Raw genomic sequence first — 15,038 nt, 5'->3', positions numbered from 1 at the left:
GCATCATCATGCGCATTGAAATTCGCCACCTTCGTGCTCTGCTTGCGGTTGCCGACTGCCTGCACTTCCGTCGTGCCGCAGAACAGCTAAACGTTGCCCAGCCGGCGCTGAGCCGCACGATTGCCCAGTTGGAAGATGCCGTGGGAGAAACCCTGTTTCGACGCAACAACCGACAGGTGGAGCTCACGGAACCAGGCCGTGTACTGGTTGAGGAAAGCCAGCAGGTTCTGAGCCAGCTTGAACAGGCCGTGACCAAAACACAGCGTGCAGGGCGCGGAGAAATAGGACGCTTGGCCATTGGTTATACCGACTTCGCCATTTCCGGCAAGTTACCTGCCATCCTCGACGACTTTCGCCATCAACATCCCGACCTGCATTTCGACCTGGCCTTCGGATCCACGGCTCAGCAATTGGAAGCGCTCCTGCAGAAACGCCTGGATTTCGGATTCATCACCGGCCCCAACCTGACACCGGGCCTGGCCTCTCGCCCGATCCAGCGTGATCGTTTCATTGCAGCAGTCAGCGAGTCTCACCCTTTGGCCCAGCGCGACAGTATCTGTCTGCAGGAACTGGCCCACGAACCTTTCATCCTCGGCTCCCGGGATATGTGGTTTCACTTTCGCAAGCGAGTGGATGATATTTGTGCCAAGGCAGGATTTGTGCCTCAGGTTGCCCAGGAGACGTTCAACAGCGAAACGGTTTTCGCCTTCGTCGCCTGCAATTTCGGCGTTACCGTGCACCTGGAATGTGCGCGCAACTATGTCAGGAAAGGGGTCAGGATGGTGCCACTCAGCGATGTGGACGAAAGCCTGGTGACAGAAGTCGCCTGGCGCAAGGAAGAGATTTCGCCGGCCCAGCAAACCTTTCTCGATCATCTCGAACAACGCTCATGACACTCGCTGCATATATCAGGCTGTGTCGTGCTGCTGCCATCCGCTCCACTTTGATTCACTCCACTTTCATTCACTCCACTTTCAATCGAGCAGCATCATGCCTTGTTCGATGTCGGCGGCGACAGCGCGGCAGAATGCGTCCTTGTCACCACGCCGCAGAGCCTGAGTGATCTCCCGATGATAGTCATCGCTGATGGAGGCTCCCCAACGCATGCAGATCTGCCGCATGCTGGGTCCATACTGCAGCCAGAGTGTCTCGATCAGCGGCAACAGCACCACCGAGCCGCTGCGCTGATAGATGTGGAAATGGAAACGATAGTTGCCACGCATGTAACTGGGCAGGTCAGCCTGTTCGATAGCGCGGTTGATCTGCGCGTCCAACGCCTCCAGCACCTCGATATCATCGCAGCCCAACTGCTCGAACGCCTGTCGCGAGACTTGCGTCTCGAGGCTCTTGCGCGCGAACAGCACCTCGTGGAAACGTTCTCTTGATAGCTTCGGCACCATGATCTTGCGACTGTCCGAAAATACCAAGGCCCCTTCAGTCACCAGCCAGCGCAAGGCTTCACGGGCCGGCATGGCACTGGTGCCATACTCCGCCGCCACCGAGCGAATGGAGATCACGTCTCCCGGGGCGAAGTCACCTTCACACAGACGCAGCTTCAATGCGCTGTGCAAGCGCGTCGATGCCGTATCCGGCATGTACGGTGCATCGCTTTCAGCGCCAACGCTGTCCATTGCTCCACTCTCGATGTCGTGATGTTTTTCAACCACAGGCTTCTCTAACTCCGGTCTGCAAGTCTTTAGCATTTTCACCCCATCATTCCTTGCTGTCATGCAGCCAATGCCAAGGTGCTGAGCAACACATCCTTGTGTACAGGGTATGCCCCTGCTAGTGTGATCACAACGTGTGATCACACTTTTTCATCCTCGACAGGAGCGTCCATGTCCGAATCGCGCGACTCTTCTCACAGCTCTCCTCACAGCCCTTCCTACTGTGCTTCCTACTGTTCTTCCTACTACGCGGCCACGATTCATCAGGCGTCCGATTATCCGCAACTGGAAGGCGATCAACGTGTCGATGTTGCCATCATCGGTGGCGGCTTCACTGGAGTGAATATTGCCATTGAGCTGGCTGAGCGTGGTTTTCAGGTAGCGGTGGTGGAAGCCAACAAGATCGGCTGGGGGGCAAGCGGACGCAATGGCGGTCAGGTGACCGGCAGCCTGTCGGGCCAGGACGCCATGCTCAAGCAATTGGGCAAGAGGCTGGGCCAGGAGAACGCGGAAGATTTCGTCTGGAACCTGCGCTGGCGTGGACATCGCATCATCCGCCAGCGTGTCGACAAGTATGCGATTCCCTGTGACCTCAAGTTCGGACACCTGCAGGCAGCCTACAAGCCTAGCCATATCAATGAACTCAGACGCGATTATGAGGCTTCACAGCAGCACGAGATCGGTCAGCATGTGGAATGGCTCGATGCGCCAGCCACGGCGAATGTCATCGGTACCTCGCTGTATCACGGCGCCATTCGCAACAACTTCAACATGCACTTGCACCCACTCAACCTGTGTCTGGGCGAGGCCCGTGCAGCGGCGTCTCTTGGCGTCAAACTGTTCGAACATTCACCGGTACTCGACATCCTGCATGGCGATACCCCCGCAGTGGTCACTGCCAAGGGACGGGTGATCGCCGACAGCGTAGTGCTGGCGGGCAATGCCTACCACCGCCTTGAGCGCAAGGCGCTGCAAGGCAAGCTGTTCCCTGCGGCCTTGGGTATCGTCACCACTGCTCCGTTGACGGAGGCACAACAGGCATCGGTAAACCCCGAGGACCTGGCCGTGTATGACACTCGCTTCGTGCTCGATTATTACCGCCTGACCGCGGACGGTCGCCTGCTGTTCGGCGGGGGCGCCAACTACTCAGGCAAACCTTCCGCTGACATCGGTGCCGAATTACGCCCCCGCCTGGAACATACCTTCCCCCAGCTCAAGGGCATGGCACTGGACTTCCAGTGGCAAGGCATGGCCGGCATCGTCATCAACCGTATCCCGCAGCTCGGCAAGCTGTCGCCCAATGTGTTCTATGCCCAGGGCTATTCCGGGCATGGCATCGCCACTTCGCACATTGTCAGTGAAATCATGGCCAATGCCGTCAGTGGACAACTCAAGGAATTCGACCTGTTCGCCAATATGCACCACTGGCGGATTCCGGTCAGCGAGCGCATCGGCAACGGCCTGCTGTCTGCTGGCATGTGGTACTACCAGCTGCGCGAAAAGCTGCGCTGACACCCCTCTCTTTCAGGCAGCGTCTTCTCACAATAACAACCCTGGAGACATTGAATGGATGCCATCTTCCCTCTGAGCGGGCTGTGGGTTCTATTGCCGACCGTCGTCGTATTGGCCCTGGCACTATGGACCCGAAGAGCCCTGGAACCCCTGGTCACAGGGGCCTTTGTCGGTACGCTGTTGATTGGTCCCGGCGATGCCCTGTCGACCTTGTCGGATAGCCTGATGGCCGTGATGACTGACGAAGACGTCGCCTGGGTCATCATGGTCTGTGGTTTGATGGGCAGTATCATCGCCCTGTTGCTCAAGTCCGGTGCTTCCAAGGCTTTCGCCACCGGTTTGCTGCGCTATATCACCAACAAGCCGCGTGCCTTGCTGGGCTGCTGGTTCATGGGCATCATCCTGTTCGTCGATGACTACCTGAATTCCTTGGCCGTTGGCACTTCGATGCGTCAGGTCACCGACCGCTTCAAGACATCGCGCGAGATGCTGGCCTACGTGATCGATTCCACCGCTGCGCCAGTCAGTGTGCTGATTCCCATCTCGACCTGGGCGGTATTCTTCGGCGCCTTGATCGAGAAGAATGGCCTGGCACCGGATGGCGCTGGCGTGCTGGCCTATATTCAGGCCATCCCCTTCATGTTCTATCCTTGGCTGGCTGTCGCCCTGGTCCCCTTGGTCGCCTATGGCAAGATACCGCTGCTGGGGCCAATGAAGCGCGCCGAACTGCGTGCCCAGAACGAAGGCAAGTGCGTGCCTCCCGGAGCCGAACATATCGACGACGAGATTGCTCACCTGCAGGCCAGTGACACCACCGAAAGCAGTATCTGGATGTTCCTGCTGCCGATGATGTCACTGGCCTTCTTCACCTGGTGGTTCGATCTCGACTTCCTGATGGGCATCTTCGTCACCCTGGGCGGCATGATCGTTGCCTTCATTGCCTTGAAGAAACTGACCCCCAGCCAGACCTTCGACAATATTCTCGAAGGCTTCAAGTCGATGCTCGATGCGCTGGCCGTGCTGGTCGCGGCCTTCCTGTTCAACGAGGTCAATACCACACTGGGACTGAACGAATACATCATCAACAGCGTCCAGCCACTCATCAATGCCGAGATGCTGCCCTTCATCATCTTCACGCTGATGGGCTTCGTATCCTTTGCCACCGGCTCCAACTGGGGGGTATTTGTCATCATTCTGCCGATCGTCACCACTCTCGGGCAGAACCTTGATGCCGACATGACACTGGTCATCGGTGCGACCCTGTCGGCCAGTACCTTTGGCAGCCACGCCTGTTTCTATTCCGATGCCACGGTCCTGACCGCCCAGGCCAGCGGTTGTACGCCTTTCCAGCATGCCCTCACCCAGCTGCCTTATGCAGCCTTGGCTGGCTGCCTGGCTGCCGCCATGTATCTGGTGCTGGGCTTTGTCATGTAAGGGCAGGTTGATTCAAGGGCTAGGGTATTCAAGGAACCATTCAAGGACCGTTCATCCAGGGAACCGCCATGAACACAGAACACACCTCTCACAACATTTACTGGGACGACTCACAGGGTGAGCCCTGTGCGCCGTTTGCCAGGCTGGAAGGTCCCTTGCAAGCCGATGTGGTCATCGTCGGTGGTGGTTTTACCGGACTATGGAGCGCTTATTACCTCAAGCATGAAGCTCCGCAGCTGGAAGTCGTCGTGTTGGAAGCCGAGCGCTTCGGACATGGTGCGTCAGGACGCAATGGCGGCTGGGTGGTAGGTAACCTCGCAGGACTGGAGCGTCATCTGCATGGGTTGGATCGCCAGCAGCGCCAAGCCTGCTGCCGCTTGCTGGCCAACAACGTCGACCATCTCGGCGCCACACTCGCCACAGAAGGTATCGATGCGGATTTTCATAAAGGCGGGGCACTCTATGCTGCCGCCCGCTACCCTGCGCAGGAATCGATCCAGCGCCACTACCGAGAGCATTTACTGGAAATCGGCCACGCTGAGCAAGACTGCGTATGGCTCAATGCCGATGAGCTCAGCGCCATGGCACGCATGCGCAATCCTTATGGCGGTATCTGGCATCGCCAGGTCGCCACCATTCATCCGCGCAAGCTGGTCAATGGCCTGGTTCAGCGTCTGGATGCCATGGGAGTGCGCCTGTACGAACACAGTCGAGTCTGTGCCATGTCTGAACGGCGAGTGAGTACTCACGAGGGCAGTGTTTCCGCACAAACGATCGTGCAGGCTACCGAAGGCTACAGCGAACATCTGGGCCATGTGCGCCAGCACGTCATTCCCGTGCAGAGCCTGATCATTGCCACCGAGCCTCTCAGTGAATCCACCTGGCAGGAAGTCGGACTGCACGACCGCCCTACCTTTGCCGATGCCAGCCGCCTGATCAACTACGGCCAGCGCACCCGCGACGGCCGCCTGGTCTTCGGCGCCCGTGGAGCCTATCGCCTGGGAGCCCATCCGCGTCATGACACGGGCATCAGCGCCAGCGACATGGCCATGCGCCGTGACCTTCTCGTCGACATGTTTCCTGCCCTGGAAGGTGTGAACATCACCCATGGCTGGGGTGGTTCGTTGGGTCTTTCACGCAGTTTCCGGCCCCACGTCGTACTGGACCGCAAGCAAGGACTCGCTAACGCGGGAGGCTATGCCGGGGAAGGTGTCGCCGCAACTCACCTGATGGGACGCACGCTCGCTGACATGATTCTTCAACGCGACACCGAGCTGACGCGCATGCCATGGGTGTTCGACAATCATTCACTGACACAGGTGGTCAAGCGCTGGGAACCTGAGCCGGTACGCTGGCTGGCCGCGCAAACCATTCTCTTCAGCTACGCCGGCGAAGAGGCTCTCATGCGCCGTCAGCGTCACATTCCTGTGCTCAGCAACGGACTCACACGCTTGAATGACGCTTTCGCTTCAGTGATCGAGTGAACGAAAGCAAGGCGTGGGAGAGCACACGTGATGCTCGTCGGTTGGAGTGCCCCACCTCAGCCACCATCACGTGACGGGGTACCCGAATAGCTGGCCCAGAACAGAGCAAACAGCTCCGACTGAGTGCTGACGCCGAGCTTGTGGTAGAGATGGCGGCGATGGCTGCGTACGGTCTCGACACTGATGTCCAGCTTGCGCGCAATACTCTTGGCCGACCCGCCCCCCAGCATCAGTTGGCAGACTTGCCGTTCACGCTCTGTCAGCACGCCTTCATCCAGGAGACGAATCCCCTTCGAGACATCCAGTTCTGGTGCCAGAGACACACTCGGTTCCTCCCCTCCGGGAAGGTCCCGATGATCACTATCGGTACCAGCCCGCTGCCTCTCATGACGCCAGCGCTGACGCATCAACGGCAACAACCAGGGCTGGACCAGGCTGAACAAGCCCATCGCCTCATCACTGTATGGCTGGCGCGTTCCCAGCGACAACGCCAAGGTAGCACCACCTTCCAGAGCCAGATTGAACTGCACTTCATCACTCACCACATTGCGCTGGAAATAACGCTGGTAGTACTCCGTGGAAGCAAAACAGTCAGGCGCAACATCATCCAGGCGATAGAGCCCTTCACGCTGCCGGTCTGTCAGGGCGACATAGAAGGGATCGAGCAGATACAGCCCCTTCCGGTAGTCGTCGAACAGTTCCTGGTCGCTGCCCTCCTCTTCACCACTGTGCGCCAGAATACGTGGCGCCTGATGAGGCAAGTACAGCAATACCGCCCAGGTGTGAAAGTCGGCTTTCCCACGCAGCAGGCGAATCAACGATAGCCAGAAACCGCTATCGTCGAGCTTGTCCAGCAACTGGCCGAAAGCGCGGTGCCAGGCCAGCAGTTCCAGTGTTGGCATGATGGATCCTCAGACTCAATGATGGAGGGTCATTGGTCGTTCATTGCACTGATCCGGCAAGCTTATAGCAACCCGGTCAAGCAGGTGCATACGGTGGTCTTATGGTCCACGGGGGAGCAGTGGCGGCCACCTCTGGACCGTGATCGGAGGCCTGTTGGCGGGAGTTGACTGGCGCTGGATTTTTTCACCAATTTGCCGGTAGGACTGGTGATATGAACGCTTCTTGGCCCCCCTCGCCCAAGCGCTTTTCCCCTTTTCATATCGGGAGGCAGTTGACCGCCATGGGAGCACTGATTTACGGGGCCATTGGTTTTGCTAGCCACGATACTCACAGCATTCTGGCGCTGGCGTCACCGGAGAGCATTGCCTTGGGTGGCTTCTGCTCTTGCATTCCTGTACTTCCATGGATGCCCGTGCCCAGCACGCCTATCTGCTGGACGCGGGCAATATCGCTCGATAGCAGGTGTCGATGTTATCAGCCTGTTTGCATATGGTTGCATTCGCAGTGACGGACCGATGCCCATGTCGTCCCAGTGCTTCGATGACCAACAGATGTCCAGCCAATCAAGTGTGATACCACTCTTGACGATGAGATCCTTGTCTTCTTCACAGCACTGCGAAGGCCGCAGCCATACTCGTATCGAAGATTGACGGGGATATCGGGCATTATCTTTCCTCACTGCGGCAGATACGGCATAAAACTATCCGTCTTACCGATCCGATATTGATCTCATGATGGTTTTTGTTGCCCAGGTTGCATAGATGATTGAAAGGTTATAGTGCCGTCATATGGAAAGTGCTTGAATTGCACCAGGCTGATAGAAATCAAAAAAATAACATATTGAAAACATGCGGCATTTTAGGCTGCTGGAAGATTTTCAGCACTACATCTGATAATGTTGATTACGTATTCTTTCCGAGGTCGACAGGTATGCAGAGGAAGAGAACGATTACATCCCGCGATGTTGCCGAGCGTGCGGGAGTTTCGCAGTCGGCAGTCAGCCGCTGCTTTTCTCCCAAGGCCAGTATCTCGGAGAAGACCAAAAACAAGGTGCTCAAAGCTGCCAAGGAGCTTGGCTATCGACCTAACAGTATCGCTCGCTCACTGATCACTCGATCGTCGCGTACCATTGCCTTGGTGCTCTCGCACCTGGATAACATGTTCTATCCACTGGTCATTGAAAAAGCTTCATTGCGTTTTCAAGCTGAAGATTATCATCTCCTTTTGTTCGTGGTTCCTGAGGCAGGTGATTTTTCTGGCGTCATGGAGCGCATACTTCAAAGCCAAGTGGATGGTATTCTGATGATGTCAGCCTCACTCACCTCCTCACTGGCCCGCGAATGTGTCGACAGTGGCATTCCAGTAGTACTCGTCAATCGCAAGGTAGATTTCGATGGAATCAGTCAGGTCTACAGTGACAACTACCATGGTGGCTTCTGGGTCGGCAGCTACCTTGCCATGGCCGGTCATGATCGGGTCGCCTATTTGGCAGGGCTCGAGAGTTCTTCTACCAGCCGTCATCGCTATCAGGGACTGGTTGATGGTTTGGCCTCGCTTGGCAAGCAATGCCATGCAATAGCCCATGGCGACTACGACTTTGAGCAGGCACGCGCAGCAACACGGCAATTATTCACAGCCCCTCCCTACCCTGATGCGGTTTTCGCCGCCAGTGATCACATGGCCATAGCGGTCATGGAAACCCTGCGTGATGACTTTAATTTACGGATCCCTGAGGATGTCTCAGTGATCGGCTTTGACGATACTCCGGTTGCCGCTTGGCCAAGTTATCGCCTGACTACCGTGCGGCAACCTGTAGACCAGATGGTTGAAGAGGCCACAACACTACTCTTGCGGCAGATCCGACAAGGTGACTTTCGCGCGGAGAGCCGTATCCTGCCAGTCACTCCCATTCTGCGTCATAGCGTTCGATCTCCGGTTCGTGAAGCAACTCTCGATTAGCTCTAAATCTTTAGTCTCATGACGGCAAGAGTAAGACCCTCGCCAGCACTGCGATAACCACTTGATTTAGAAAAATTTTATTCTTTTTCCCCAGCATGGCATTTCGATATGGATACGTGCACTTCATTTTTGCAATCGTATTCAAAACATGCCATTTTTCCCCGCACTGCCAACCAAGATAATGATAATGGGGCGCCATGATGGAAAGTTTCGGGTTACTCAATTGGACGATCCTGATCGTCTATCTCATAGGCAATCTGGCTATGGGGTCACTGCTAAGTACTAAGGTCAACAGCGCCGAAGACTACTATCTCGGCAATAAGTCCATTCCCTGGTGGGCCATCGGTTTATCGGTAATGGCGACTTATGTCAGCGCCATGTCGTTTCTTGGTGGCCCCGCCTGGTCTTATAGCAACGGACTTGGCGTGATGATGATTCAGATCAACTACCCGTTGGTGGTATTCCTGGTGATAACCCTGTTCCTGCCGTTCTTCTACAACAGCGGCGTGGCCTCCATCTACGAATATCAGGAGCAGCGCTTCGGCAAGAAAGCCCGGGGGGTGATGTCAATCATTTTCATGATGACACAGACACTGTCCTCAGCCGCGGTACTTTATGCCACTGCACTGGTGCTCAGCTTCATTACCGGTGTTGATGTCATTACCGCCATCCTGGTGATCACTTTGATCGCCCTGATATATACCCTGATGGGTGGGATCACCGCAGTCATCTGGACGGATGTGTTGCAGGCAGTGATTCTACTGGTGGGAGCTGGAATCATCTTCTATGCACTGCTCGATCGCATGCCAGAATCTCTGGTATCAACCCTGGGCGAACTCAAGGCTCAGGGTAAGATGGATATCATGAACTGGTCCTTCGACACTCATGTTGAGGCAACCGTCTGGTCCGGTGTCATCGCCATGGTGCTTTATCATGTCACTGTCTATGGTGCCAACCAGATGGTGGTGCAGCGGGCGCTTGCGGCCAAGAACATCGGCGATGCAAAAAAATCTTTCCTGTTCATGGGATTTGCAGCTTTTTTCATCTACTTCCTGTTCCTGTTCATGGGAGTACTGTTCTATAGCTATTATGGTGGCCGCGAGTTCGAAAACAGCAATACCATCGTATTGCAGTTCGCTGCCGACTATGGCTTGCCTGGCCTGCTGGGAATTGTCGCTGCCGCAGTGGTCGCTGCATCAATGTCGAGCCTTGACTCCGCACTCAACTCGCTGGCAACAGTGACGACGCTTGATTTCTATGAGAAGTACTTCATGAAGGATGCTTCCTCGGCTCATTATCTCAAGGCCTCGCGCTGGTTCACGGTAGGCTGGGCAGTGTTGATTATCGTACCTGCCATTCTGTTCGCCCAAAGCGAAGGGTCAGTGTTGCAGTTGCTGACCAAGGTCGGTTCATATTTCGTTGGCGCCAAGTTGAGCATGTATGCACTTGGTTTTTTCTCTCGCCATACCTCCGAGCGTGGCCTGTTAATCGGAGTTGCCGTCGGCTTCGTGGCCGTCTGGTATGCCGCTACCCAGACCGAGATAGCCTGGCCTTGGTTCTGTGCAATAGGAGCAGTGGTCAACATTCCAGTCGCTATCGTTGTTAGCCTGCTGCTGGATGGACGCCAGACTGAACTCTCGCCTTATACCATTCAGGGGCAGAAGATCATGTTTCGTGATCAGAACCTCGCAGCCAAGGATCAAGGTTGGTACCTGATTCCCGGAAAAGTGGACCGCATCAGCTGGCTGCTGGTGGTGTTCTTCCTGGCGACACTGGCCTTCTTGTACCTGCTTACGGTTCTGATCTGACGTCATTTAGAAAACCTGTCCGCAATCATTGACAGATTCGAATAACAATACAGAAAACAGCATCTTTTTTGCATTCGTATGCACGAAGCATTTGATGAGCTCATTGCCAGAGTCTCAACAACAAACAAAGACGCCAAACCCGATACCAATAAATGCAATTCCCGAGGTGAAATGATGATTCGTTATCTCAAGTCCGGCGCCACCACCGAAACACGTGCCAAGGCTGATAGAAAGGTTCGCGAACTGGTCGAATCCACGCTGGCTGACATTGAGGCCAATGGTGACTCCGCTGTGCGCGAGCTCTCTGTACGCTTTGATGACTGGTCGCCTCAAAGCTTCTTTCTGAGCAAGGAGGAGATTGACCGGGCTATCGACGAGGTCGAACCTCAGGCACTGGAAGATATTCGCTTTGCTCAAGCCCAAGTACGCCGCTTCGCTGAAGCGCAGTTGGCATCTATGCAAGAGGTCGAAATCGAGAACAGCCCCGGCGTCATTCTCGGCCATAAGCATATCCCTATCGATTCAGTGGGCTGCTATATCCCGGGAGGCAGCTATCCGATGGTTGCCTCTGCACATATGAGCGTGCTGACCGCCAAGGTGGCTGGCGTCAAGCGCGTGATCGCCGCTGCTCCGCCCTACAAAGGCAAGGCTCATCCGGCAATTGTCGCCGCCATGCACCTGGCGGGTGCCGACGAGATACTGGTGTTGGGCGGAGTACAGGCGGTAGGCGCCATGGCCATTGGCACCGAGAGCATCGCTCCGGTAGACATGCTGGTTGGCCCAGGTAACGCCTTCGTCGCCGAGGCCAAGCGTCAGCTGTTTGGGCGTGTCGGTATCGATCTTTTCGCAGGCCCCACAGAGACTCTGGTGATCGCCGACGACAGCGTCGATGGCCTGCTATGTGCCACTGACCTGCTAGGTCAAGCTGAACATGGCATCAATTCCCCCTGTGCGTTGCTGACTAATTCCGAGGCTTTGGCTCATGAGACTGAGCAAGCCATCACGGAACTGCTCGAAAAATTGCCCACTGCCGATATCGCACGTCAGTCCTGGGAGACCTACGGCGAAATCATTGTCTGTGACAGTCACGAAGAAATGCTGCAGGTCGCCAACAAGATGGCCTACGAGCACGTCCAGGTAATGACAGAGAACGCTGACTGGTACCTTGAGAACATGACCAACTATGGCGCGCTCTTCCTGGGTCCGCGCACCAATGTCGCCTTTGGAGACAAGGTGATCGGTACCAACCATACCCTGCCCACCAAGAGGGCTGCGCGCTATACCGGGGGACTGTGGGTCGGCAAGTTCCTCAAGACCTGCACCTATCAGAAGGTCCTGACGGACGAGGCCTCCGCTCGTATCGGCAGTTACTGTTCGCGACTCTGTGCTCTCGAGGGTTTCGCTGGTCACGGCGAACAGGCCAACGAGCGCGTTCGCCGATATGGCAAGCGCGATGTGCCCTACGCTGGCCAAGTGAAAGCCTGAGTCGATCCCATGATGGAGGCCACCATGGCATTACCTCAGACACCGAGCCTACGACTGGATGGACGCACTGCCCTGGTAACCGGTGCCAGCAAGGGGCTGGGTCTGGCCGCGGCCTGTGCGCTGGCCGAGGCCGGTGCCCGCGTGATTCTAATGGCCCGTGACGCCAAGGCGCTCGGCGAAGTAGTAGCGGCGATGTCCGCCGCCGGATTCACCGCCGAAGCACTGGCCCTGGACGTCACCAACACCAGCGCGGTGTGCTCAGCCCTGACTGCTCACACCATCGATATCCTGGTCAACAATGCCGGCACGAACCGCCCCAAGCCACTCGCCGATATCGGTGAGGCAGACTACGCCGCAGTCATGGACATCAACGTTCGTGCGGCCTACTTCTTGACTCAAAAGGTGGCAGAGACCATGCCGAGAGGCGGCTCTATCATCAACATGTCGTCCCAGATGGGCCATGTAGGAGCCGCCAACCGGACTCTTTACTGCACCTCTAAATCGGCGATAGAGGGCATGACTCGCTCGATGGCCGTAGAACTCGGCGCTCGCGGCATTCGCGTCAACAGCATCTGCCCCACTTTTGTCGAAACCCCCATGACTCGCCCCTTCCTGGCCGAACCTGGCTTTCGCGATGAGGTTCTGGCAAAGATCCCGCTGGGCCGTTTAGGACAACTCGAAGACATCATGGGAGCAGTGACCTTCCTTGCCTCAGACGCTGCCGCCATGGTGACCGGCAGTGCCTTGATGGTCGATGGTGGCTGGACTGCCCAATAAACCCACGAGGCCCACTAGGAGAATGATATGAGCCTGTCCGGATTCGATGATCGCTTCGACGACCTTCGTGACTACATCCTCAAGATCACAGAATGGATTTGGGAGGGACGCGGTATCGATCTGATTAGCGACTACTACGCAGAGGACTGTCCGGTAAAAACTCCAGCTGCTGCGTTCTGTGGCGTTGAGAAAGTGATACTCGGCACTCTGGAAACCCTGCAGGAGTTTCCCGACCGCACCCTGCTCGGCGAGGACGTGATCGATAGCGAAGATGAGCCAGGGACCTATTACTCTTCGCATCGTATTTTTTCTCATATGACCCACCTGGGTGAAGGTACTTTCGGTGCGCCAACCGGCATACGCGCAGAGGTAATGACCATCGCAGACTGCCTGTGTCGCGGTAACCGTATCGTCGACGAGTGGCTGGTCCGCGACCAAGCAGGCCTGGCGCTGCAACTGGGGCACTCGCCTGAAACCATGGGACGAAACCTGGCCGATAAAGCCAAGCTGCCTGCTCCGGAAGCCCTGGTAGATCGCTGGCGTGGCCCAGAGGGGGATTTGGACATCGACACCTTAGGTCCCATCGCTGTGCGCTACCGGGACCTCTGGCAGCATTCCCGCATCGAGCAACTGCGAAACGGCTACGACAGAGCTATCGAGACCAAGGTCCCGGGAGCAAGGACACTGCGTGGACATGATGACCTGGAGCGTTTCTGGTTCGCCTATAAAGGTGCTTTTCCCTCAGGAGAGTTTCGCATCCACCACTGGATTGATCGTGAGGATACCGGAGCAGCGCGTCGTGTCGCGTTTCGCTGGTCGCTTGAGACAACTCACCAAGGGAATGGCGCGTTCGGTTCTGCAAGCGGAGCCCCGGTGGTACTGCTCGGTATCACACACGCCGAGCTGCGTGGCGATACGGTGGTACGCGAATGGCACATGCTCGACGAGATCGCCATTCATGCCCAGATTGCCCAACATCGCCAACAGGAGGCCTCATGACTTGGGATCTGGACACACTATGTCATCGCAGGGTGCGTTACGACGACCTGATGCCTTGTCGTAATGCCTTTATCGACACCCGCTCACCTGGCTCTGACCGCAAGGAGAACTTCACCATCATCGGCCCAGGAGTTGCGGAAAGCACTGACCAGCATGTGCATATCTCCGAACCCCATGGTTTCAATGTCGGAGGCGCCCGACAGCCCGATGGCTGCCTCAACTCTCAGCACTCTCACGAGGGAGCCGAGGTGTTTGTCGTGCATACCGGCCGTTGGCGACTGTTCTTCGGACCGGATCGCGAGGACGGCACCCTCGACATCAGCCCAGGTGACGTTGTAAGCGTGCCGACCCACATGTTCCGAGGTTTCGAAAAGCTCGATTCCGGCATCGGCTTTCTGTGGGTGGTATTGGGCGGAGATGATCCCGGTCGGGTTCGCTGGGCACCAAACGTCTTCGAGCTGGCCAAACAATATGGGCTGGTACTGCTCAAGAGCGGTCGCCTCGTGGACCTGGACCGTGGCGAACCACTACCCGAAGACGCCGAACTCGAAACGGCCCCGGATGCAGAGGAGATCGCGCGCCTGGTCACTCCGTCTCCAGACCGGCTGGCACAGTGCTTGGTGCGCCATGAGGATTTGCGCCCCAACCCCTCCAGCATGCTTGCTGCCCCTGGGGTAGAAGAGTCCTCGGTGATCGCTCCCGCAGCCAGCGGAGACGGTTTTGGCCCTGGCCCAATCGTCGGCTGGTGGCCGCATGGCTTCCACCTTCGCATGCTACGGATGGCAGAAGGCTCGCACACACCTGAATATCACTGCGAGGAACCCGAGGTGATATTCGTGCAATCTGGCCGAGTGCGGTTGGTCAGCAAGGCTGGTGAGCTTGTACTGGAGACGGGCGATACCTTTACATCTCCCCAGCATTGGGATCATCAAATACTTGCCGATATCGATACGGAACTGGTGATGGTACGCGGCGGAGATGCCCCGTCTGGTCCGCAGAAGAGATGCTAA

Annotated in this window: 12 protein-coding genes; 10 read left to right on the top strand and 2 right to left on the bottom strand. The window is 56.7% G+C overall.

Annotated elements, in window-relative coordinates; all coding sequences use genetic code 11:
- The first annotated feature begins 8 nt into the window (after nt 1–8).
- On the top strand, nt 9–893 hold the full coding sequence (locus tag E4T21_RS06410) for a LysR substrate-binding domain-containing protein (RefSeq protein WP_149284216.1): 885 nt from the start codon (nt 9–11) through the stop codon (nt 891–893).
- Between the two features lie 81 nt (nt 894–974).
- Here the strand turns inward: E4T21_RS06410 and E4T21_RS06405 are convergent, their stop codons facing one another.
- The gene (locus E4T21_RS06405; protein ID WP_187775123.1) at nt 975–1,631 is read right to left on the bottom strand and encodes a GntR family transcriptional regulator; all 657 of its coding nucleotides are present in this window, start codon (nt 1,629–1,631) and stop codon (nt 975–977) included.
- A gap of 207 nt (nt 1,632–1,838) precedes the next feature.
- Here E4T21_RS06405 and E4T21_RS06400 point away from each other — a divergent pair, with 207 nt between their 5' ends.
- The 3 genes from E4T21_RS06400 to E4T21_RS06390 all read left to right on the top strand — a co-directional run bounded on the left by E4T21_RS06400 (nt 1,839) and on the right by E4T21_RS06390 (nt 6,097).
- Nucleotides 1,839–3,179 carry an NAD(P)/FAD-dependent oxidoreductase gene (locus E4T21_RS06400; protein ID WP_149284214.1) on the top strand — a complete coding sequence of 447 codons (1,341 nt, stop codon included), beginning with the start codon at nt 1,839–1,841 and terminating at the stop codon, nt 3,177–3,179.
- Nucleotides 3,180–3,233: 54 nt separating this feature from the next.
- On the top strand, nt 3,234–4,613 hold the full coding sequence (locus E4T21_RS06395) for a Na+/H+ antiporter NhaC family protein (RefSeq protein ID WP_149284213.1): 1,380 nt from the start codon (nt 3,234–3,236) through the stop codon (nt 4,611–4,613).
- A gap of 68 nt (nt 4,614–4,681) precedes the next feature.
- Nucleotides 4,682–6,097, top strand: a complete 1,416-nt coding sequence (locus E4T21_RS06390) for an NAD(P)/FAD-dependent oxidoreductase (RefSeq protein ID WP_149284212.1) — start codon at nt 4,682–4,684, stop codon at nt 6,095–6,097.
- A gap of 56 nt (nt 6,098–6,153) precedes the next feature.
- Here E4T21_RS06390 and E4T21_RS06385 read toward each other — a convergent pair whose 3' ends face one another.
- On the bottom strand, nt 6,154–6,999 hold the full coding sequence (locus E4T21_RS06385) for a helix-turn-helix transcriptional regulator (protein WP_205423468.1): 846 nt from the start codon (nt 6,997–6,999) through the stop codon (nt 6,154–6,156).
- Nucleotides 7,000–7,765: 766 nt separating this feature from the next.
- Here E4T21_RS06385 and E4T21_RS06380 point away from each other — a divergent pair.
- The 6 genes from E4T21_RS06380 to E4T21_RS06355 all read left to right on the top strand — a co-directional run bounded on the left by E4T21_RS06380 (nt 7,766) and on the right by E4T21_RS06355 (nt 15,038).
- The gene (locus E4T21_RS06380; protein ID WP_240349309.1) at nt 7,766–8,959 is read left to right on the top strand and encodes a LacI family DNA-binding transcriptional regulator; all 1,194 of its coding nucleotides are present in this window, start codon (nt 7,766–7,768) and stop codon (nt 8,957–8,959) included.
- A gap of 197 nt (nt 8,960–9,156) precedes the next feature.
- On the top strand, nt 9,157–10,767 hold the full coding sequence (locus E4T21_RS06375; RefSeq protein WP_240349308.1) for a sodium:solute symporter family transporter: 1,611 nt from the start codon (nt 9,157–9,159) through the stop codon (nt 10,765–10,767).
- A 171-nt stretch (nt 10,768–10,938) separates the two neighbouring features.
- The gene (gene hisD, locus E4T21_RS06370) at nt 10,939–12,252 is read left to right on the top strand and encodes a histidinol dehydrogenase (RefSeq protein WP_240349307.1); all 1,314 of its coding nucleotides are present in this window, start codon (nt 10,939–10,941) and stop codon (nt 12,250–12,252) included.
- Between the two features lie 24 nt (nt 12,253–12,276).
- Nucleotides 12,277–13,029 (top strand): SDR family NAD(P)-dependent oxidoreductase, encoded by a 753-nt coding sequence (locus E4T21_RS06365; RefSeq protein ID WP_149284210.1) that lies wholly within the window; start codon nt 12,277–12,279, stop codon nt 13,027–13,029.
- Nucleotides 13,030–13,056: 27 nt separating this feature from the next.
- Nucleotides 13,057–14,028 (top strand): nuclear transport factor 2 family protein, encoded by a 972-nt coding sequence (locus tag E4T21_RS06360; protein WP_149284209.1) that lies wholly within the window; start codon nt 13,057–13,059, stop codon nt 14,026–14,028.
- Nucleotides 14,025–15,038: a cupin domain-containing protein gene (locus E4T21_RS06355; RefSeq protein ID WP_149284208.1), complete on the top strand. Its 1,014-nt coding sequence runs from the start codon at nt 14,025–14,027 to the stop codon at nt 15,036–15,038. Before E4T21_RS06360 ends, E4T21_RS06355 begins: the two co-directional genes overlap by 4 nt.

Origin of the sequence: Halomonas binhaiensis, from assembly GCF_008329985.2 — a bacterium.
Taxonomy (GTDB): Bacteria; Pseudomonadota; Gammaproteobacteria; order Pseudomonadales; family Halomonadaceae; genus Halomonas; species Halomonas binhaiensis.
The sequence above is the reverse complement of the archived record's forward strand: the minus strand, read 5'-3'. Positions and strand labels throughout refer to the sequence as shown.

Bases quoted from the DNA above. Each gene is read 5' to 3' on its own strand.
- E4T21_RS06410 (WP_149284216.1), top strand. From the start codon at position 9: ATGCGCATTGAAATTCGCCACCTTCGTGCTCTGCTTGCGGTTGCCGAC.
- E4T21_RS06405 (WP_187775123.1), bottom strand. From the start codon at position 1,631: ATGGACAGCGTTGGCGCTGAAAGCGATGCACCGTACATGCCGGATACG.
- E4T21_RS06400 (WP_149284214.1), top strand. From the start codon at position 1,839: ATGTCCGAATCGCGCGACTCTTCTCACAGCTCTCCTCACAGCCCTTCC.
- E4T21_RS06395 (WP_149284213.1), top strand. From the start codon at position 3,234: ATGGATGCCATCTTCCCTCTGAGCGGGCTGTGGGTTCTATTGCCGACC.
- E4T21_RS06390 (WP_149284212.1), top strand. From the start codon at position 4,682: ATGAACACAGAACACACCTCTCACAACATTTACTGGGACGACTCACAG.
- E4T21_RS06385 (WP_205423468.1), bottom strand. From the start codon at position 6,999: ATGCCAACACTGGAACTGCTGGCCTGGCACCGCGCTTTCGGCCAGTTG.
- E4T21_RS06375 (WP_240349308.1), top strand. From the start codon at position 9,157: ATGATGGAAAGTTTCGGGTTACTCAATTGGACGATCCTGATCGTCTAT.
- hisD (WP_240349307.1), top strand. From the start codon at position 10,939: ATGATGATTCGTTATCTCAAGTCCGGCGCCACCACCGAAACACGTGCC.
- E4T21_RS06365 (WP_149284210.1), top strand. From the start codon at position 12,277: ATGGCATTACCTCAGACACCGAGCCTACGACTGGATGGACGCACTGCC.
- E4T21_RS06360 (WP_149284209.1), top strand. From the start codon at position 13,057: ATGAGCCTGTCCGGATTCGATGATCGCTTCGACGACCTTCGTGACTAC.
- E4T21_RS06355 (WP_149284208.1), top strand. From the start codon at position 14,025: ATGACTTGGGATCTGGACACACTATGTCATCGCAGGGTGCGTTACGAC.